The 20,977-nt window shown below is 49.6% G+C and carries 15 protein-coding genes and 1 pseudogene; 6 read left to right on the top strand and 10 right to left on the bottom strand.

All coding sequences use genetic code 11. The features are described from left to right. Nucleotide 1: 1 nt before the first annotated feature. The gene (locus ACJJH9_RS18335) at nt 2–2,002 is read left to right on the top strand and encodes an acetyl/propionyl/methylcrotonyl-CoA carboxylase subunit alpha (RefSeq protein WP_444923619.1); all 2,001 of its coding nucleotides are present in this window, start codon (nt 2–4) and stop codon (nt 2,000–2,002) included. Continuing rightward, nucleotides 2,002–2,901, top strand: a complete 900-nt coding sequence (locus tag ACJJH9_RS18330; RefSeq protein WP_444923618.1) for a hydroxymethylglutaryl-CoA lyase — start codon at nt 2,002–2,004, stop codon at nt 2,899–2,901. Before ACJJH9_RS18335 ends, ACJJH9_RS18330 begins: the two co-directional genes overlap by 1 nt. A gap of 50 nt (nt 2,902–2,951) precedes the next feature. Here the strand turns inward: ACJJH9_RS18330 and ACJJH9_RS18325 are convergent, their stop codons facing one another. The 3 genes from ACJJH9_RS18325 to ACJJH9_RS18315 all read right to left on the bottom strand — a co-directional run bounded on the left by ACJJH9_RS18325 (nt 2,952) and on the right by ACJJH9_RS18315 (nt 6,704). Beyond that, nucleotides 2,952–3,320, bottom strand: a complete 369-nt coding sequence (locus ACJJH9_RS18325) for a hypothetical protein (RefSeq protein WP_444923617.1) — start codon at nt 3,318–3,320, stop codon at nt 2,952–2,954. Between the two features lie 441 nt (nt 3,321–3,761). Beyond that, nucleotides 3,762–5,672: a multicopper oxidase family protein gene (locus ACJJH9_RS18320; protein ID WP_444923616.1), complete on the bottom strand. Its 1,911-nt coding sequence runs from the start codon at nt 5,670–5,672 to the stop codon at nt 3,762–3,764. Between the two features lie 117 nt (nt 5,673–5,789). Beyond that, complete coding sequence (locus ACJJH9_RS18315; RefSeq protein ID WP_444923615.1) at nt 5,790–6,704, bottom strand: SDR family NAD(P)-dependent oxidoreductase; 915 nt, start codon at nt 6,702–6,704, stop codon at nt 5,790–5,792. Between the two features lie 209 nt (nt 6,705–6,913). Between ACJJH9_RS18315 and ACJJH9_RS18310 the strand changes: the two genes are divergently transcribed. The 3 genes from ACJJH9_RS18310 (at nt 6,914) to ACJJH9_RS18300 (ending at nt 8,641) form a co-directional block, all read left to right on the top strand. Continuing rightward, complete coding sequence (locus ACJJH9_RS18310) at nt 6,914–7,345, top strand: DUF4345 domain-containing protein (RefSeq protein WP_444923614.1); 432 nt, start codon at nt 6,914–6,916, stop codon at nt 7,343–7,345. Nucleotides 7,346–7,403: 58 nt separating this feature from the next. Further along, entirely contained in the window at nt 7,404–7,706 is a 303-nt protein-coding gene (locus ACJJH9_RS18305; RefSeq protein ID WP_444887862.1) for a DUF1330 domain-containing protein, read from the top strand. 80 nt (nt 7,707–7,786) lie between these two features. After that, nucleotides 7,787–8,641: an AraC family transcriptional regulator gene (locus ACJJH9_RS18300; protein WP_444923613.1), complete on the top strand. Its 855-nt coding sequence runs from the start codon at nt 7,787–7,789 to the stop codon at nt 8,639–8,641. 27 nt (nt 8,642–8,668) lie between these two features. Here ACJJH9_RS18300 and ACJJH9_RS18295 read toward each other — a convergent pair. Both ACJJH9_RS18295 and ACJJH9_RS18290 read right to left on the bottom strand, forming a co-directional pair. After that, nucleotides 8,669–9,238: pseudogene (locus ACJJH9_RS18295) on the bottom strand (DUF1287 domain-containing protein). A gap of 693 nt (nt 9,239–9,931) precedes the next feature. After that, the gene (locus tag ACJJH9_RS18290; RefSeq protein ID WP_444923612.1) at nt 9,932–10,993 is read right to left on the bottom strand and encodes a hypothetical protein; all 1,062 of its coding nucleotides are present in this window, start codon (nt 10,991–10,993) and stop codon (nt 9,932–9,934) included. Nucleotides 10,994–11,957: 964 nt separating this feature from the next. Here ACJJH9_RS18290 and ACJJH9_RS18285 point away from each other — a divergent pair. Continuing rightward, nucleotides 11,958–13,205, top strand: a complete 1,248-nt coding sequence (locus ACJJH9_RS18285; RefSeq protein ID WP_444923611.1) for a DUF945 family protein — start codon at nt 11,958–11,960, stop codon at nt 13,203–13,205. Between the two features lie 152 nt (nt 13,206–13,357). On the opposite strand, the gene ACJJH9_RS18280 is transcribed toward ACJJH9_RS18285, so the two are convergent. From ACJJH9_RS18280 to ACJJH9_RS18260, 5 genes are all read right to left on the bottom strand, one after another. Further along, a complete protein-coding gene (locus ACJJH9_RS18280; RefSeq protein WP_444923610.1) occupies nt 13,358–14,566 on the bottom strand; it encodes a nitroreductase family protein in 1,209 nt (402 codons plus the stop codon). Between the two features lie 395 nt (nt 14,567–14,961). Further along, nucleotides 14,962–17,625, bottom strand: a complete 2,664-nt coding sequence (gene ppc / locus ACJJH9_RS18275) for a phosphoenolpyruvate carboxylase (RefSeq protein WP_444923609.1) — start codon at nt 17,623–17,625, stop codon at nt 14,962–14,964. 395 nt (nt 17,626–18,020) lie between these two features. Further along, nucleotides 18,021–18,383 (bottom strand): DUF4870 family protein, encoded by a 363-nt coding sequence (locus ACJJH9_RS18270; protein ID WP_252084301.1) that lies wholly within the window; start codon nt 18,381–18,383, stop codon nt 18,021–18,023. A gap of 128 nt (nt 18,384–18,511) precedes the next feature. After that, on the bottom strand, nt 18,512–19,885 hold the full coding sequence (locus ACJJH9_RS18265) for an ATP-binding response regulator (RefSeq protein WP_444923608.1): 1,374 nt from the start codon (nt 19,883–19,885) through the stop codon (nt 18,512–18,514). A 385-nt stretch (nt 19,886–20,270) separates the two neighbouring features. After that, complete coding sequence (locus ACJJH9_RS18260; RefSeq protein ID WP_252084303.1) at nt 20,271–20,972, bottom strand: aspartate/glutamate racemase family protein; 702 nt, start codon at nt 20,970–20,972, stop codon at nt 20,271–20,273. Nucleotides 20,973–20,977 lie beyond the last annotated feature (5 nt).

The following is a 20,977-nucleotide window of genomic DNA, read 5'->3' as shown; positions in this document are numbered from 1 at the left end:
TATGATTCGCAAACTGTTAATAGCTAATCGCGGCGAAATTGCCTGTCGCATTATCAAGACCGCACGCCGCTTGGGGGTGGCCACTGTCGCCGTTTATTCCGATGCGGATGCCGACGCCCTGCATGTGCAGATGGCGGACGAAGCGGTGCACTTAGGTCCGGCCCCGGCCAGGGATTCGTATCTGGATATCGACAAAGTATTGGGTGCTGCCAAGCAGACTGGTGCCGATGCCATCCATCCGGGTTATGGCTTCCTGTCGGAAAATGCCGAGTTTTGCCGTGCCTGCGATAGCGCCGGCATTATTTTTGTCGGCCCGCCCACTGGCGCGATTGAGGCGATGGGCTCCAAGTCCGCCGCCAAACGTATTATGGAAGAGGCCAATGTGCCCCTGGTGCCCGGTTATCACGGCACCAACCAAAATGAAGAGCTGCTGGAAGGCCATGCCAACCGCATCGGATATCCGGTATTGCTGAAAGCCGCTGCCGGCGGTGGTGGTAAGGGCATGCGCCGTGTCGACAGTGCCGATGAATTCCACGAAGCTCTGGCCGCTGCCAAGCGTGAGGCCATGAATGCCTTTGGCGACGACATTATGTTGCTAGAGCGCTATGTGGTGAGTCCCCGCCATGTGGAAATCCAGGTGTTCTGTGATCAGCAGGGCAATGGCGTCTACCTGTTTGAACGGGATTGCTCGGTGCAGCGCCGCCACCAAAAAGTAGTGGAAGAAGCTCCTGCGCCGGGCATGACTCCGGAGCTGCGCGCCCGCATGGGTGAAGCGGCCCTGCGCGCGGCCCACGCGATTGGTTACGTGGGTGCCGGCACGGTGGAATTCCTGCTGGATGCCAGCGGTGCCTTCTACTTTATGGAAATGAATACCCGCCTGCAGGTGGAGCACCCGGTGACGGAAATGATTACTGACCAGGACCTGGTGGCCTGGCAGTTGTCAGTTGCCGCTGGCGATACCCTGCCCATGAGCCAGGATGAGCTGCAGATCAACGGCCACGCCATGGAAGTGCGCATCTACGCCGAAGACCCGGACAATGATTTCCTGCCGGCAACAGGCGTGTTGGTACGCCACCAGCCCCCGGCGGAGGGCGAGGGTGTGCGGGTGGATACTGGTGTGCAGACTGGCGATGAAATCAGTGTGCATTACGACCCGATGATCGCCAAATTGATCTGCCACGGCCGCACCCGCAAAGAAGCCCTGGCCAAACTGGATCGCGCACTGCGTGATTATCAGATTGCCGGTGTGCGCCACAATATCGAATTCCTGCGCCGTGTGATCAATCACCAGGCGTTTGCCAGCGGTTGTATTTCGACGCACTTTATCGAGGACTACGAGGCGGAAGTGCTGCATCAGGAGCAGACACTGACGCCGCTGAAATGCGCTGCTATTGCCGGTTATTTACAGCAGCGTGAAGAGCGCGATCTGCGCAACAGCGCACCGCAGCGAGATCCTTTCTCCCCTTGGCATAATGGTGATAACTGGCGCAATGCTCTGGCTGGCAGTCGCACCCAAACGGTGGACTACCGTGGCCAGCACGCTCAAATTCGCTTTGTGGCGGAGGGCGATAGCCTGCGCTGGACATGCGATGCCTTGCCTGAAGAACAAAATAGCGGTGACATTCGCCTGCTGCCGGGACGCGACTTGATGCTGGTGGATGGCCGCCGCATGAGTTTCTCCGCCGTGGATACCCGCGATGGCGGTGCTGTATTTATCGATGGCACCCAGGTGGAATTTAAGTTGCTGCCACCGGATATCGGTGAGAGCAATGACCAGGCCCACGGCCTCGATGCCCCCATGAACGGCACCATAATTTCGCTGCTGGTTGAGCCCGGCTCTACGGTAGAAAAAGACCAGCCGCTACTGGTAATGGAAGCCATGAAAATGGAACACACCCTGCGGGCTCCAGCCGCTGGTACCGTGCAGCAGTTCTTCTGTGCTGAAGGTGAGCTGGTGGATGGCGGTAGCCTGCTGGTGGATTTTGCCGGGGAGGAGCAGTAATGACTTTGCCCAAGCAAGTCAAAATCGTCGAAGTGGGCCCCCGCGATGGGCTGCAAAATGAAAAGCAGCCTATCTCTGTGGAGACCCGTATTGCTCTGGTGGACAAGCTCAGTGCCAGCGGGCTATCGGTAATTGAAGCCGGCAGTTTTGTCAGCCCCAAGTGGGTACCGCAAATGGCCGCCAGCGAGGAAGTGCTGGCGGGTATCCAGCGCAAAGATAGTGTTATCTACAGCGCACTCACGCCAAACTTAAAAGGCTATGAGCGTGCAGTGGAAGCCAAAGCGGATGAGGTCGCCGTATTTGGCGCGGCCTCGGAAGCCTTCACCCAGAAAAACATTAATTGCAGTATCGCTGAGAGTCTTGAGCGCTTCCGCCCGCTGGTGGAAAAAGCCAAGCAAGACGGAATACCCGTGCGCGGTTACGTATCCTGCGTACTTGGTTGCCCCTATGAAGGCGATATTGACCCGGCCAAAGTGGCAGAGGTTAGTGCCGCTCTATTGGAAATGGGTTGCTACGAAATTTCCCTAGGCGACACCATCGGTGTCGGCACCCCGGAAGCCGCCAAGCGTATGCTGGAGCAGGTGATGGCCCGTGTACCTGTGGAAAAACTTGCAGTACATTTCCACGATACCTACGGCCAGGCACTGGCCAATATCTACGCAGCCTTACAAATGGGTGTCGCAGTAGTAGATTCCGCCGTAGCCGGCCTGGGCGGTTGCCCCTATGCCCGTGGCGCTTCCGGTAATGTTGCCAGTGAGGATGTACTTTATATGCTCAATGGCATGGGTATTGAAACTGGTGTGGATTTACAGTTGCTGGCAGAGGCAGGGAATTTTATTTCTGAACAGCTGGGGCGGGAGACTAACTCCCGTGTGGCTAAGGCTTTGGCGCCCTGTTGAGGAATTTCTGGGGCGGTTAGAACACCGCCCTGAAACTACAAACTTGAAGATCAGATATCTACCCGATAAATCAGAGGGTGGTTATTTCCGTTACCCTCCCTGCAACCCCCTACTCCAAAACCTACGGTATTAGATTTAGCAAAATATGCAGCCAGAAGTGATGAAAATTGCTCTTTAGTGTCATTATTGTCTGTTCCATCATTGTGATCGAACTCTATGACTACATGGTTACTTGACCCAGATGAGCAGTCTTCCCCTAATTCGTCGCCGCTAGCATTTGGTGAGAATTTAATTACTGCATAGTATTTATAGGTAGTAATGCCTTCGATAGTTTTATTAGGCTCAATGGTACTTGATGCAAAACTGGTGCTGGATAGTAGCGCGACTAGTAGTCCGGAGGATAAATTTTTCATTTTCATAATATAATTAAAAAATTTTACCACTTAAAGTATAATGAAAATCATCTGTCAATTTTTTAGTTCGACCATTTTATGGTTAATTAAGAAAAATTGAAATCGATTTAATGTTATTTCGTACCCCTCGTTTAATTGGAATTAACCGCCATATTTGCAAGTGATAGTTATTGCTAGAAGTTCCCGTGCTGCGCCTAAAAAAGGAAAGAGTAGGCGTGAATAATAATTTTTAACCTGGATTTTTTGGTTTTCAATATGGGGTTAATTGTCGCAGGTGGTAAGCTTTTTTATTTCTATTTCAGTAAATTTTTGTTGGTTGGTTGGTTGTTTTAAGCTGATAGCTAGAAATTGCTGTATTTGCTTCTTATTGTCTTTTTGAATTTGAGTTGTTGAATAATTATAGCGATTCAATATTCCGATTTGGGTATAAGGTTAAAGGTTACCAATTTAGTAATTATTTTTAGATTTGGGCGCTAAAACCCTAAATGGCCGCATCATATCGTAATCCTCATGGGAGAGTAGATGGCAGTGCCATACATAGAGTCCCTCGCGGTCAAAGCGTGCAATTACCCGGGTCACTTGGCCGGGAAGAGCGATCACGGTATCTTTGGGGCCGCTTTCTTCTGGTTGTGGTGGAAGGGGTTTCCCCTGTAGAGATTCTATCTCCAGCCGTGCTCCCTGAAATACTTCACCGGTGTGCATAAATTTCTGCGGCTTGGCAATTAGTTTTCCTTTAAAAGGCTGGCGATCCAGTACCTGAAATTCCACCAGATGAATATGGATTGGATGAGCCGATACTGTAGGGTTATATATTTCCCAGATCTCAATGGCGTTGTGCTGGATTATTTCTGTAGTAGGGTCTTCAAAAAACAGGGAGCCCTCCTTTACTGGACCTAACATGAGCAGATTGCGGCCGTAGGGATCATCCAACCGGTAGGTGGCAAGTTGTCGTGTACGACTGGCTTGGTTAAGCCTATTAAGTGGTGCGCGCAAAGGAGTATTTAGGGTGAGTTTTAAATCTCCAATGGAATTTTTAATCTCTGATTTCTGCTTATTAGAAGGGGTCTTTATCGGTGTTGAAGCAATATGGAATTGTAGGATCTGGCCTGTAGTATTTGGATCGGTAGCTGGTGTGATGCCGCCGCGCCCATCGCTTAATACGTGTTTACCATTCGGGTTATAGACAAGTGGAATTGAACTCTTTGGATCATTGGCCTCTACAAATCCTTTAAAAGGGACATCCGGCCCAAAGTTCCGCAGTGTCAGTTCACGCTCTTCATAACCACTGAAATCTACTAAAACATCTGCTCGCTCTGCGGGTGCCAATATCAACTCGTTCAATTTTACAGGGTAATCGAGAAATCCGCCGTCACCGCCGACTTGTACAAAGGGTGTATTTTCATCGATCCTGAGTATCAGTGTGCGGGTATCAGATGCGTTGAGTAACCGAAATCGATAGACGTGTGGAGTGACACTGACTTTGGGCCAGGTCATGCCGTTTACCAGAATAATATTGCCAAAAAATTCGTCGAGATGGGACGGATTGGGCCAATTGGCCTTAACCACCTCATGGGAAACCGGTGATGGAGGCTGGTCCCTCCAGCCAGGAAAATACAGCTGCCCATCGGAGCTAAACAAGCTGTCTGTAATAGCGGCTACAAAAGTGCGCTCTTCTGCAGGGAGCAGTTTCTCCTGTATCAGACGGTCTTCATTGTCATCGCCAACCAGGTAAAAACCGAATAGACCTGCGTAAACATTAAGGCGCGTCATGCCCAGGGTGTGGTCGTGATACCAGATAGTGGCGGCATCCTGGGAGTTGTCGTATTCGTAAATCCTTTTCTCAAATAATGGTCCCGTCTCACGATAATTGCGGGTGTACCAAGCGAGGGGGTTACCGTCACTTTTCCATTCTGTATGCCCGCCGTGAAGGTGGATAACCATAGGTACAGCTTTTGGATCTTTTACGTCGGCGAGGTGAATGGATCGATCCACAGGAAATAGATGCGGACCCGGTAGCTCATTCGCCCAGTGTACAAATACCGGTTGGCCTTCTCGGGCGCGAATAGTAGGGCCAGGAGAGTGGATGCGACCTGCATATTCAAAACCCCAGGCCTTTGTCATTAAACGTTTGCCTTTCTTATCCCGTAGCCCCATCCAAACTTCAGTGGGGCGGGCGGGTAGTTTAAGCGGGGCTGAGCCCTGAGGGTGGATTTCTACGGGTATTGGCAGTTCATTGACAAACTTATCCACAGTTGCTGGATCCAGCAGCCGCAGGGGAGTTGCTTTAGCTACATCTTCAGCAGCAGCAGTCAGGGCAAGGGGAATTAACAACAGCAGGAAAAAGATTACCCGAAACATTGGCTGTTTTTAGCAGTAAGTATTTAACAGTCAAGTATAGGTAAACAAGCGGTTTCGGTGGCGTTAACTTGGGGGCAGGGAAGGGGGTACAGGGCCCTTCCCTGATGCGACCCTTCATTAGATAAAGCGATTGATCGCCGTTTTGGCATTGTCTTGATAGGTAGGGTTGTCCAGGTCCGGGAAAAGCTTCCGCTGTTCACCAAGAGATCCAGTCAATCCGCGTTCACTGCCGTAAAAAATACCTGTGCGGAAGGATCTTGTATCCAGTAGGGCATCGATATAGCGCTTGGCGCCTATTTCTACTTTGTGGACTTTGCCCAATAGCAGCATAATCCGCATCATGCCCTTCATCATATATTGCTTGAATAACGACAGTGTATTGAAGCCCTCTGTGCCTACAGTAGCCCCTGGACTTATGGTTACGAAGCGGATATGGGGGAATTCTCGCGCCATGGAAGACATCCATAGGGCGCCCATATACTTTATCGGACCATAGGGTACCGTAGCGTCTTTGGTACTCGCATAGAGCTCTCCTTCGCAGATCTGCATAAACTCCTCCACAGAGGCGCTTTTCAGCTCTGGTCGCTTCATACCCATCTCTTTTACACCGCGAGCGGCCTCGGAGCCGGCATAGATAGCAGTCTGGGTTAATTTATTGGCTTTCAGTAACTCGTTAGTCAGTAGAGCATGCCCAAGCAGGTTGACGGCGAAAATTTGTGTGACTCCTTCGGGGGTCTTGTTGTAAAACTCTTTCCCCCCGGTACCGCCAGCATTCATAACCAGCGCATCAACTGGGGAGTCCAGGTTGTTAACTGCCTCTTTCACAGATTGTTGATCCGCGACATCGATCAGCAATACTTCGAAGATATTCCTGCCTGTTTCCGACACCAGATCGGCTTGGGCTTCCTTGGCTTTGTGGAGATTGCGGCAGCCGAGATAGATCTTGTTAATCTGCTGGTATTCCGCCAGTTGCTTGGCGCATTCCCTGCCTAAGCCTGCATTCGCTCCGGTAATCAAAACACTCTTAATCATCTTTCTGTCTCTGTGGATATTGGGAACTGGTGCCCGGATATGGATATACCCGGCTGTTGGAGAGAAAGATAAGCGGTTAAGCGCCTCGCCTTTTGACATTTCTTGCTGTCTTAGTGGGATACCAAGACCGCAAGAAATATCAAAAATAGGGCCTTACTGGCCAATATGATTAGGTCATCTCTTCAAATACGGCAAACTAAGGTGACACTATGAATCAGGCGAGTTCGATAGAAAGAAAAATTTTTCAATTGCTAGTGGTAGCGTTGGCGGTGATCTGTTTTGTACCCGGGGGTATCAGCGCATTTGGAGGGCTGAATGGCAGTGCTGCCCTGAGTGGTGGTGCTATGATTTTTGGCACGGATAGCCCCTTGAGAGGATTTGGGGATAATCAATATCGATTTGCCTTTGGTGTTTTCTTTGCCCAGGGGTTGGTTCTATTGTATTTCCTGAGCAATATCGAAAAACATAAAGTATTGTTTTACTTCGTAGCTTTATCCCTCTTCATTGGCGGTCTGGGCCGCTTAAGCAATATTCTGGAATTTGGATTGGTGGATGATCAGGTCTTACCGCCTACGATTATTGAGCTTGCGATAGTTCCACTTCTGGTTTTTTGGTATAGGCGAGTGGCCTCTCAACGTTAGTCATTAGAGGCTCTTGGATAGGTAGCTCAAAATTATTTATGCTTAAGAGGCTATTACTATGTTACCAGTATTTTTACATATAGAGTCTTCACCAAACTTACAGGAATCGCAGGCTCTTCAGCAGTATATAGGTTTGGCTCTGCAATTAATGCAACAGTATGGAGGGGTGCCTATTGCCTCTTATGATGTGGAAGAGGCCTTGGACGGAGGTCGATCACCAAAGGCATTTGTTGTGGTATCTTTTCCAGATCGGGAGGCGATCTATGCATTCTTCAATGATCCAGCCTACCAGGCGATTATTCCTTTGAGGGACAAGGCATTTTCCCATTTACGCTTTTTTATCACTAGTGAACGAATTTAATTTAAAGGCATGCTAAACCGGGAAGGTATTGCTCAAAAATCTCACCATCCCAATGTAAACAGGTAGGAAAGGAGCCTCATATGCAGCGATTTTTTAAAAGTATCAACTTCGTAGAGCAGCATCTATACGACAAAATTTCTGTTCATGAAATTGCCGCTGCCTCTCATTACTCCACCTACCACTTCAGCCGTATTTTTAAGGCATTAGTGGGGGACTCACCGAAAGAGTATTTGCGTAAGCGCCGATTGACCGTCGCCGCAAAGAGGTTATTGAGTGAAGATATTGGTATTCTTGAGCTTGCCATGGAGTGCCAATTTGATTCCCAAGAAGCGTTTACTCGCGCTTTTAAAGCTTTATTTAATGTAACCCCGGCGCAGTATCGAAAGCAGCAGGATCCTTTTCGGCTGTTGTATAAGGATCAATTTAGCCCCCATATGCTGCACTTCTTGAAAAATGAGCTGTCCATGGAGCCACAAATTATTTCGCGCCCAGCGATGCAATTGGTGGGGGTAGCGCAGGAATACGATCATGAAAATCTCAGCTTGCCAAAGCTCTGGTCTGCATTTCAGCCCTACAGGGATAAAATCCCCAATCGAATCAGCGATGAATCTTTTGGTATCTATGAGTGTTATGAGGAAGCGGGTGATGAAATTCAGTTTAAGTATGTCTGCTGTGCGCCGGTTGCCGACCTGACTCAGGTACCCGAGGGTATGGTGGCGCGGGAACTACCGGAGCAGCTATATGCAAAATTTGTTCACCGCGGATCTATTACCACCCTGGAACAGACATTGAAGTATATTTGGGGAAGCTGGTTGCCAAAGTCCAATTACGACTATATTGAGAGGCCAGACTTTGAGCTGTACCCACCCAGATATCAGGTTACTAGCCCGACAGCGGAAATGTTTCTCCATATCCCGGTCAAAGAAACGCCGTAATCGCTTGGCAATAGCGTAGTTTTTTCGCTACTCAATCTTTTTGGTTGCCTGGCCTGCGTTGTATCGGTAGTGCCCGGTAATTTTAAAGGAAAACAGCATATCTTCCAGCACGGGTCCAGCCCCGATATTGTGTGCGACCAAGTACCGGTTGGTCTTTAGAGAGCGTTTCGCAGTCACAATACTGATATGTGGTAAATTACCGGGCAGCATCCAGGTAACGATGTCCCCTGGTAGATAATCCTCTGCCTTGTCACTTATTGAGAGTGATTGCCCTTTGCGAGTAAAAAAAGCCTGTAGATTGGGTGCTCGCCGGTGATCAATATTTTTATCTGGCCTCTAAATGCGTTTAGATGGGTAGGCTTGAAAATGACCCGATATATCCTCGTGAACTTCTTTTTGCAAATCGATCCCCAGCTTCCTATTTGATCGAATCACTACGTCGGTACAAACACCGGTATCAACCGGCACATCTCCATTTGGATAGAGGATAGCTACATAAGCAGGATTGTAGCGTACTTTATGATAGGTTCGCTCCAGAGCAGCTTCGGCCAGGGGAGTATTTTTTGCGTAGCAATTGGATGAAATAATGTCGAACAAGAAAATTAATCTCCTCACTTTAAGCTTCCTTTTTTATTTTAAGTGGATGGATTTACTTTTCCATATATGGTGTCAGCCTTAATTCCATTTGGTCATATCAAATCGATTTTTTTATGAAATAGCGCTGTCTGAAAAGCTCGAGTAAATGGCATAACTGAATAGGCCGGCAACAAACCAAAAGAAGATGCTGGAGAAAAATATCTACCCAAAGCTTGGTTCCTCTTTTTTAAGGAGGGAGATTGCTGATATGGTATCTGGGAAAGTTGAAGGAAATCTAGAAAATTAACCTGGTTATCACATAAAATAAAATGTGAAAGAAAAATCTAATTATACTTACAAAAACTCCTTCCATGTTTCCTGCTAATTATTAGCTAGAGAGTGTAAACTTAATGACCTATGGGCTTTTTTAAATCTATTAATCGATTTCATTCATTTGGCAATGACTGATGAGTGTCTTTGTCTTGATCGGGGCGGGTGTTAATTCTACCCGCTGCCTCCTTACTAATTGTACTTATTATCTGAAACTAATGGATAAATCCATTGCCTAAATCCACTGGCATAGTAAAAATCTTAAAAGCCAGTAGATTTATTCTTGTCATTGGTCTCTCATAACGTAGATATGATGGACGCCGCGTAGCGGCGTCCAAGAAGGTGGAGGCCTCGGATCGATAGATTTGCTATTTATATTAGCAATTAGTCAGCACTTGAAAAAAAGCATCTAACACCATCGCATTTAATTGACTTAATGCTATTTGATGGCAATGAATTCACATGCTGATCTTTTACGTCAACTCTTAAATTTCCTCCTCTGGAATGATTAACCAGTTGTATATGAGTAATAGTCGCATCATTCCAGGTGTAAGGAGCGGGAGGCTTTGGAAGATATTTCTCATTCTTAAAGAGGCTCAAAAATTCAAATTTATTTTCCTGATAGAGCTCGTCTAGATACCTAGCGTTGGATGACAATTTATCTCCATGTAGGATAGTTTGACATTTTTTCTCTTGAAAACATTTGTTTGGATCTAATTCATCGTAGTTTGTGAAGAAAATTTCGTCATTTCTTTTTGCTTCGCATTCTTTATCAGTGGAGTTTTCGTCTTTGCAGTGGATGCTATTCATATCAATATTTCCGAAATTGAATACCAGTACTCCTATTGAATAAGAAATGTCATTTGGGAAACGTACCACAACATCCTGTGATACATATAGTGTAGAAGGATAAGTACACAGTGGTTTACTTTTGTTGGCGACTTTTGCTTTGAACTCCACCTCAAGAGAAGTTATATCTCCTAAGGTTATTGGTTTTCCTTCATTGGTTCTTTTTAATGATAGATCAGGCCACTCCCAGCTAAAACTGACTTCTCGCAATTTGCATGGGTCAGGTAAACCTTGTGTATTATTAATGAGAGCGATTTCAAGTGGACTTCCCCAGCCTCCAGAAATATTCCATAGAGACCACCCGGGAGACCTGTCTTTATCTGAAATATCCCATCCGTATGTTATAACATTCCATAATGGGCAGTACCCGTTATTACCGAACGAATCGCACCTGCTTGAAGTTTGGCGCCTGGAAATTATAGGGCAATCATCATTTTGTAAGTATTCCGTTTCCATGTCAGCAACATCATGATTTTGTTGGACGTGCCTAAAGCATCTATTTTTAGGCCCATCATTCCATAGAATATCCAGTTTTTCTCCTCCAAATGCATTAACTGAAACTACTGCTATTAGCAGTACAATTAATTTCATTTTCATGATTTTATCCTTGCTTTTGAAATATTGAAATCAGTGTTAAGTGTTTAATTGGTATGCAAAATTAGCCAGAAAACCATTTTCAATCAGGTATTAATGAGAGTTGTGATGATAGGTGGGGTCATTTCATACAAGTTCTATTCTAGAAAACTGTAAAGTCATTAAGTAGGTGAAACATAAGTCGTCCCAGCACAGTCGTGCCTTTAAATAGGTTTAATTCGAACTCATTCCTTTTTCTCTGTATTTTCTTTATTTATCCATTTCATGGCTGTTTACCTGGCTAACTTATCTCAAGCTAACGCTGTATTTATCCCAGTACCATTTAAAGAACGGTAATTCAACTAGTAAAAAGCTGATTAGAGAAAAGCCAAACCAGTTAGCAGCAAATAGCAGCATATTAAAATTGTATCCGGACTCCCAAAAGAGAGCGCCGGCGATCAGTAGTGCGATACCAGTTGCCAGGAGGTCATTAATTATGATCTTGTTAAGGTCAGCGCCTGCATGCCTTGGGTGGATATAGAGATAGGCGGCGCAGATGATTATAGCGTTAACGGTTAGTAACGTTACCTCGGGTTTCAAAATTAGATCTCTCTGATTGGTACAACTTTGAATACCATTATACGGCAGGACTGCGCCAAAGTACTCTAGATATTGGGGTTATAGAGGGTTAGTTAGCTACTGGAATCTGTGGGAGTTATTGCACTTATCAAAGGGGAGAATATTTTTAGCTTTTAATTTTTTATAGCGAACACTCGTGCTCTATTATCATTAACCCTAAGATTCAGGGGGTATTTTTATCAAGCCTGGCAATCCGTTATGTCTGGTTGTTTAGCGTGGCCCCTGCTAAAGGGAATCGCCCATTGGGGCTATGGAATAGGCAAAGAGGTTCAGCCCTGTTACTGCTGTCGCACTAATAACTCCATAATCTGCTACCATCAGCGCAAATCCTGCTGTTAGATCGACTCTTATGAAACTCTTGCGTTGGCTTCTGTTAATCCTACTGGCTCTACTGGTAATTTCAGCCCTGGCGGCGCCAGGTTTCATTGGTCCTAAGGTGGAGGAGGTCTGGAAGCAGCAGCTGAGCAGGATGCAGGGGGGAAGCACTACCGGTTATCAACGCGGTTGGTTTGGAGCTGAAACCAATACTGAGGTGGCGCTACAGAATGGCACCACTGAGCTGCATACTGAAATTCATCATGGCCCATTGCTGTTAACTTCTGGTGGGCCCCGTCTGGGGGTTATCTATAGCGAGACCCGCCTAGATCTAGAGCAATTAAACCCGCAGCTACGCGCTCAACTTGAGGGAATCTATGGCCGCTTGCAGAGCAGCCCCCTGGTTTTGGAAACCCTGGTTTTAGCGGATAACCGGGTACTCAATACCCTGCGCCTGGAACCCTTTAAAAGTTCAGGTGATTTTGGCCAGCTGGCATTTACAGGTGGTGAGATTGCAGTGTCGACAGATTACAGCGGCGCGGTGTTGGATGGGGTAATCGATCTGGGTAGCCTGACCCAGATGCGCGATGGCGTGGAAGTATTATTTACCGAACCGCTTAAAGGAGAGTTTCAGTTAGAGCCCCGCCGTGGCGGTAAGGCACAGCTATATCTGTCACTGTTGCGCGCCGAGCGTGATTCGGGGCCGGCGGAACTGCGGGATATTAGCCTGGAACTGGATATAGAAATGCTCGCTGCGCAGACCCTCAAAGTGGTGAGTGATCTGCAGCTACCCAGTGTGCAGTCTGCCACCCCTATTACTTCTGTGCGCCAACAGATGACCCTGCCTAAGATCAAGGCTGCCGATCTGGGTCACTATTTACGTGTACTACTGCCGGTGGCGGAGCGCAATTGGGCGAGTGATATGCGTCCACCCCTGCGCCTGCAACAACAGCTGGTAGTGGAATCTCGCAATGGTCCGGTTCTGGTGGATGCGGATATTGACTGGAAAGGAATGAAGCGCCCTCCGCGCCATCGCAACGGCAGCGCTTTAAATCAATGGCTGAATCCCCTGGTGGGCAACCTGACCCTGAGTGCGGCGGAATCGGCGTTGCTGCAGTCGCCTCTGGTAGGCCAGGCAATGATGTTGCGACAATACGGTTTGCTGATTGAGCAAAACGATGAACTGCAGATGCACCTGGAGGTGAATCGCGGGCGCCTGGAAGTGAATGGCCAGCAGTTGCCACCAGATTTGTTCCTAATGGCGCTGACCGGACAATTTTAAAATCTGATTGGTTTAACGGTTAGATTGGAGAAAGGAGTGATGTGATCGTTCCTTTCTCTTTCCGGTAAATCCATTTTTTAACAAGTCGGTATCTTGGGGACTCATTGCGTCCTAATTTATATCGAACGGACAATGCAAAAATCCTCTTGCTGTTAGATTAAAGGGGCACTGAGCCAGCTAATATCATAGTGAGGTGGCAGTACATCGTCCGGCAGGTTTTTTCTTTCCTGTGGGGGCAACTTTAGAAACTCTCCTTGTATTCCTAGAGCTTCACACCCCATCTCCCAGTTAGCGCACCAGATACCAGTAGCCACTGCGGCATAGTATCTAGAAGATGTTGTCGCATAAAAATCAAGGCGCACTTGAGAGTCTTTCTTGTGGGCAATACAGCGTGTGGTTTGACCGTTATAGGAAGACGGTGCCCACCGGCAACTTTCAAAACATCGATTAAACGCCTCCCAGGGCGATTTATCTATTTTTAATGCTTCTTTCATGGCGTTATCTACGAAAAACAGGTCGGACAGCGGCAGACGCTTATGAAACTGAGTGTTAAAAAAACGGATAAACAATGGTGCGTACCAGCTTTCGTAACCCACAGCGCAGAGACAAATAATAGAATCCTTTTTCTTATCAAAGCGCTCGCGGAGGTGGGTTTTGACACTGCGGTGATCTGCTCCGGGACCAATCCAGCAAGTCCCTAAACCCATTCGCGTAGCGTCTAAAACAATCTTTTGCAGGGTTCTGCCGATATCAAGAATGGCCGTTCGATTGTATTCCGCTGGGGCTATTGCAACGAGGAAATATCTGGCATTGACCACCGGCCAAACAGTGATGGGTGCTTTGACCCACTCCAGACGTATCGGTGCATTGCCGAGACGTGGTTGCTGTAGGTGAATTGCAATACGAGCTTTTAGTGCTTGCTCATGGATGGGGATTAAGGGACGGGTTTGATAGGCGCGGCACGATCTACGGTCACGGATCAGCGCGAAAATATCTTCTCGGCTGCGGGCTTTGGGTAGCGGTTCCGGCAAACGGATACAAAAACGGCAAGTCACAATATCAAAAAGAATAATGGCCGTTAGTATCAAGGGTAGCCAGATCAACACATTGGCCAGTCCAGTTAAACCTACTAGATATATGAGTCCCACCAACAGGAAGAGGCCCAGAGTGATTGGGACAGGCATTAGGTACTGCAGCCAACCAGTAAATTGAAGTTGCAACTTTATACCCAAAAGACGAATAAACAGGCGGCGAAGCCAAAGGAGATGCACTTTGTCGACCATGGCCCGCTCGTTGGGTCCAAAGCTGGCGTAAATGACTTTTGACTTGCGGGTTCTAGCCGTGGTTTCAGGGTCGCTCATTGGCATCTCCTGTAATGCAAATGACCACTTGCATTATGCGCCAGTTTATATCGAAAAGGAGATTCTATGCAGTGCACCATTGATGAAGCCAAGCTGTTTAAAGTAGTTATCAGCGAATGGATGGCTCATGGATATGGGTGCTGTACAACTAGGGACATGGCCAGTATCGCAGGTGTTAATAAGGCGATGCTGTTCCGGCGGTTTTGGCGGTAAAACTGATTTATTCACACGGGCGATAGATCATCAGCTGGCTGATACCCCGTTGGAGTTATTCTGTATTTCGGGAGATCTGAATACCGATCTACGGGTTCTAGCAGAAGAGTAAATGGACACTTATCGATTGTATGGGGGCGAGGGTATAGGCGAGCAGAGTGGGGGACTCTGCCCGCAAACGGTTATCCGGTATTGCGCATGCCTGCGGCGATACCGGCGATCGTTACCATTAGGGCACTCTCCAACACAGCGTCATTCTCCCGCTCGCGCAGTCGCGCCATTAATTCGGCCTGAAGCAAATGCAGTGGATCGGTATAGGGATCGCGCACGCGGATGGACCAACGCATCACTGGGTTATTGTCCAACAGACTTTCGCGACCGGTGAGTTGCTGCAAAGCACTCACTGTATGAGCCAGGCGTTCGCGCAGGCTTTCCCCCAGCTCTATCAGCTCCTTGTTGTCGGTGAGGCGTTCCTCATACCAGGAGGCGACACGGGTATCGGATTTCGCCAAAACCATCTCCAGCATATCCACCACGCCCTGGAAGAAGGGCCACTCACGACTCATTTCTCCCAGGGTGTCGGCTTCGTCTGCCTGTTTTAGGGCTTGTTCGAGTGCGGTGCCGGTGCCGAGCCAGGCGGGTAGCATCAGGCGCATCTGGGTCCAGGCGAACACCCAGGGAATGGCGCGTAGTGTTTCTACGCCGCCACCGGGCTTGCGCTTCGCCGGTCGACTACCGAGAGCCAGACGGCGGAGTTCCGTCTCCGGGGTGACGGTGCGCAGGTAGGCCACCAGAGCTGGGTCGTCACGCACCACTTCGCGGTAACTCTGCACCGAGATTTCCGTGAGGCGTTCCATCTGATTGCGCCACTCGGGACGAGGCTGGGCCGGTGGCATCAGGGTAGCCTCCAGTGTGGCGGCCACATACTGCTCCAGATTGTAGGCGGCAACGGAGGGGCGGCCGTATTTGAAGCGGATCATCTCTCCCTGCTCGGTAACGCGGATACGCCCAGCCACCGAGCCCGGTGGTTGAGATAACAGTGCCATGCGCGTTGGAGAGCCGCCGCGGGAAATGGAGCCGCCACGGCCGTGGAACAGGGTTAGGGGAATGCCGTGATTGCGGAAAATTTGGGTGAGCGCTTCCTGAGTACTGAACTGTGCCCAGGCCGCGCCGAGGAAGCCGGCATCCTTGGCCGAGTCTGAGTAGCCGATCATTACTTCCTGGCCCTCCAGCACGCGCTGTTTGTACTGGGGAATATTGAGCAGGGTACTCATGGTGTCGGCAGCATTATTGAGGTCGTCCAAGGTTTCAAACAGTGGCACCACGCGCATAGGTTGGTTTACCCCGGCAATTTTCTGCAGCAACATGACCGCCAACACATCGGAGGGCTTTTTCGCCATGGAAATCACATAGGCACCAAGCCCCTCGTGGCCCTGCTCAGCAACCACCTTGCAGGTTTCTAATACCTCGCGCACATCCCCATCGCAGAAATCCGTATGGTAGAAATCCTCATCGATTAATGGCCGGCGGTTATCCAGCTCCGCCAGGAGGAAGTCCAGTTTGCTCTGCTCATCCCAGGTGGCGTAATTCCCCAGCCCCAGATAGCGTGTGATAGCGTCGATGGCATCCATATGGCGGGTGGATTCTTGACGAATATCCAGGCGCAACAGGGTGATACCGAAGCAATTGAGCCGGCGCAGGGTGTCTTTGAGCTGGCCATCGGCGATGGCCGAGAGCCCCACCGCGCGCAGAGAGCGGTCGATCAGGTTCAGCTCAGTGAGCAGTTGTTGACCGCTGTGAAATACTGCACCCGCTAGTTCCTGCTGCTCGTTAATGCGGGCCTCCAGTTGCGCGCGAGTATTGCGCAAGCGGTAGCGCACCCGGCGGAGTATGAGTCGGTAGGGCTCATGGCTTGGGCCTGTTTGTGCCAGTAATTCCTCGCTGGCCTTGTGCATGGATAGATCGGCCAGGAGGTTTTCCACATCGCGCAAGAGAAGGTCGGCGGCCATCCAGCGCGCCAGCAGTAATACCTTGCGGGTTACCGCTGCGGTAACATTGGGGTTGCCGTCGCGGTCGCCACCCATCCAGGAGGCGAAGCGTATGGGTACCCAGTTATCCGGCAGTGGCGGTAATCCCGCTAGGGCTAGTTCCTCCTCGATGGCGCGCATAGTCTGGGGTACTGCCTGCCATAGGGACTGTTCAATGGTGGCGAAGCCCCACTTGGCTTCGTCTACCGGCGTGGGCCTCTCACGGCGGATTTCATCGGTGCTCCAGGCAGAGAGTATTTGCTCGTGCAGATGACGTCGCAGCTCGCGGCTCTCTTCCTGGGTAAGGTCTGGTCGGTCCAATGCGGCGAGGAGATCGGCGACGTGGTCGTACTTGCGGATCAGGGTGCGACGGGTGACCTCGGTGGGATGGGCGGTGAGGACCAGCTCCACGGAGAGATCCCTGAGTGCGGTGTGTATATCGTCGGTTGAGCGATTGATGTTCTTTAGCTCCGCCAATACCTGGCGCAGGCCGCGGTCTGTATCTGGGTCGCCAGAAAAACGCTGATGCTGCCGGTGCAGGCGTTCGCGATGGCGTTGCTCGGCGATATTGGCGAGATTCAAAAACTGGCTAAAGGCGCGCGCCACTTCCAACAATGTATCGTCGTCGAGAGGGTCCAGCAGCTGGTGTAAGCGATCCACCTGCATCTCTCCGCTACTGCGGCTTTCCACTGCGGCCTGGCGGATGGTTTCCACAGTATTAAATAGCGAATCACCGGCTTGCTCGCGCAATACCGAACCGAGCTCCTCGCCGAGTAGGCGGACGTCCTCCCGCAACGGGGTGTTTTGATCCTGACTCACAAGCCTTTTTCTCCCTAACGATATCCGGTGAAAGTACCGGGCTTTATCTTCGCATAATTTTTTCGCAAGGAGGCTGTGCTGCCAAAATAAAAGATTTTTTCAGTAATAAATTTACTTAAATAATGATAAATAAAGGAAAGGTCTTACGATAAAGGTTGGTTTTTAGAAAATTTATAATCCAGCAGGTATAAATATCATGCTAGGTATTTTATCGACTATTAGAGAGAGCTCTCGACCAGATTTTTTTAGGAGGGAGGTCATCAGGAGGGGAATTAAATTGGAAAAAGCGAAGAGTAACTTGGTAAGGAAGGCGTGAAATTTATAGGGGATTTTTAAATATCCCCTATTTGCGTAGGGCAGAAGCGCCCGCGCGAGATTTTCACGCGGGCCGGGTTTTAGTAGTAGTCATAGGCGGGGCGGCGATCGACTAGGCGCAGCCAGCCGCGAATAACCCGGTAAATAACCCAAATCCAGTTTACGGCGAGAATCACATAGCCGAGACCGAAAACCCAAAAAGTCAAAGAACCAACCACAGTCCACAGCAACCAGAACCAGAAAGTGCGGATCTGCCAGCGGAAATGGGACTCCGCCAGGGTGCCGCGTACATCGCTGCGCTTGAAATAGTTAATCAGTACGCCAACAAAAAACGGAACCGCGGTAAATAGGCTGATGGCCTGGATCAGGTAGACCATGATGGCCAGATCTCGACCACTCTGTTCGCGGGCCTCTTGGGAGCGTGTGGGGTACTGCTCTGACATAACTTTATTCTCTTGTGGACTCTGAAAAATATAGTGTGGTCCCCAATGCGCAATTCAACTTGACTGCGTTGGAATGGTATTTTTACACGACAGTCGGTGAAGAGCCCAGGGTGTCGTAACGTCCCATGTTATTTTAGTGCCCACTCGGTGTGCACATTGCGCTCGCGCCATGCCTTCAGCTGTCGCACCGATTCCCGCATCAGTTGCAGTAATTCTGTACGCTGCTGACGGCAGTGTTCGCGTTCGCTGTCGATGGAGAGGTTGGCGGCGAGACTGCGCAGACGACTGGCTACGCTATCGAGCCCCACCTCTGCCGCTGCCCGGGCGACGTCCTGCGCCTGTTTTTCTGCATCCAACCAGTGGCGGCCGGTGAGGGCGCTGGTGAGCGCAGTGATTCGTTTGGGTAGGGTGGCGCTGCGGTCACTGAGTAGCTCGGCGAAGGTCAGGTGATCGAGAGTGTCCTGCTGGCGTAAAAGAGCACTGGTGTTGAGCAGCTGGGTGGGGCGGTTTTTTTGTTGTGGTGACGTCCCCTGCGTGCGCCGTGAAGCCCATTGCATCAGTTGCATTAGCTGGCGATCGGCAATTGGGTGGGTAAGTACGCCGGTAAAACCTCGGGCCTGATAGCGCTCTTTATCGCCGGTTTTGGCAGATTGCAGCAGGGCGAAAATGGGTAAATCGTTGCCCCGCTCGCGGCGAATTTCTCGTACTGCCTCCACGCCATCCATCAGTGGTAGATGGGTGTCGGTCAGGATTAAGTCAAAGTTTTTTTGGAGGGCGGCGCTGCTGCCGTCGATACCGTTACACTCCCTTTGTACATGGTGGCCCATGGCTTCCAGCGGCGCTTGCAGGGATTCGTGTTTATTATTTTCCACCAACAGGATGGCGAGGCCGCTGCCAGTATTGCCGAGCACTTCCTTGGGAAGTTTCAGCTCTACGGTTTCCACCTTGCCGATCTGACGTAAATCGTCCAGAGATTTGAGAGCGGCGTTTAACTGGCGCTTGCCGATTTCAACCAGCGCTTTGATATTGTTGTCCTCGCTGCGTCCAATCAGGTTGAGGGTGCCCATCAATGTATCCAGGGGGTGGTGCAACTGGTGACGTACTATTGTGAGCAGATCGGATTTTTCCAGGCGCAGTAATTCGAGGCTTTCACGAGTTTCTTCGAGTTGCTTCTCTAGGGCGAGAAATTCACTGTTGCGGCTATGCACCTGCTGAAACAAATTACTGTTTTCAGCGCTGATATTATCGACACGCTCTGCACTCTCTTTACGTAATTTGCGCAGGCTCAATTGTCTATTGAGTGTAAAAGCACAAATTAGCACAGTTAAAATCAGCGCCGCGATCAACCAGTAAATAGGAATTTGTTGCTGCAGAGCATTTAATTCAATGGCTTGTGCGGTGGTGGAGATTAATACTGAGCCGCACAGTAGTGCTCCGGCTAGCAGAGCGTGAAAAAAAACACGACGAGAGGGCAATCCCCCAGAAGAAATGGCTTTTATCATCCTTATAACCACTTGTGTTAGGGCGGACTAAATCCTGCAGTCCGCAGTGTGATTTTCGCGGTAGGTTTTGATCGATACTCCCGAAAAGATCAGAGCGTTTGATACTGCAATATGGCACGGCGTACAAGAGATATTTTTATAGGACTGGCAGGCTAACGGGTGGATAATCCGGTCAGAGGCATGAACGCTATCGCCATTAGCCAAGAGTTATTGCGCCAAAAACAGAGTATGGTTTTTTTGGGGGGGCTTGATGCTGAAGAATTGCACGCTATTACATAGGCTTATATAGCGAGAGGTTTTGCACGAGGTTGGCGTATTTTACCGAGATCGGTGGCACAGCGTTCCTCGATAAAATACGCAAAAAAATAAAAATATCAGGGTTGATTCAAGCGGCCTGAGGTAGGCGTTCCTGCAATAACTGCAACATGCGCTCAGAAGGTAGAAACAGGCGAATTCCATCACAATGGGCGAGCAATTCCTGATAAAAATAATCGAAATGTGTGCAGCCCAGAATCAGTATCTGTACGCCGCTTTTCACCAGAGCCGCGACCAGATCATCCAAAGCGTGCTGACGCACGATCATCTCGGCGGCGAGGCCATCCTCAATATCTTCGACGATCTGCAGATTGCCGATACCGATCACCTTGGCGGTTGTGTTGCGCTCGAGAATTTCACGCTCAATATTGGCGCAACTTTGGCAGTTGGCGGCGAGCAGGCCAAAGTTGCGGTAGCGCTGGGTGAGTTCGGCGTATACCTCAAGGGGAGAAACCACCTCAATTGGCGAGGTGGATTTGACCGCTTCCATATCCACCGCACCGGAAAGGGAATTGCAGTAGATCATGGCGGCTTCGGCGCCGGCCTGATGCAGCTGTTCAATCGCTTCGATCAGCTGCTGGGTGAGAGCGCCTCGCTCTAGCGCTTGCAGTTGTGTCTGTGCCTGGGGCGATGTTGACAGAGACATACCGACGCCACGCAGCTGACGCGCGGCGAGGAAATCCAGGCCAAAGCGGGTGTCTGTGGGGGTGCCGGCGACCACGCCAATGGTCATAGAACTTTTTTCAATGGCGTTATCGGTCAACACAGTCATGCTCC

The sequence above is a fragment of the Microbulbifer mixtoriginis (SeqCode) genome (assembly GCF_052466715.1).
This window is presented reverse-complemented; position numbering and strand designations above follow the sequence as displayed.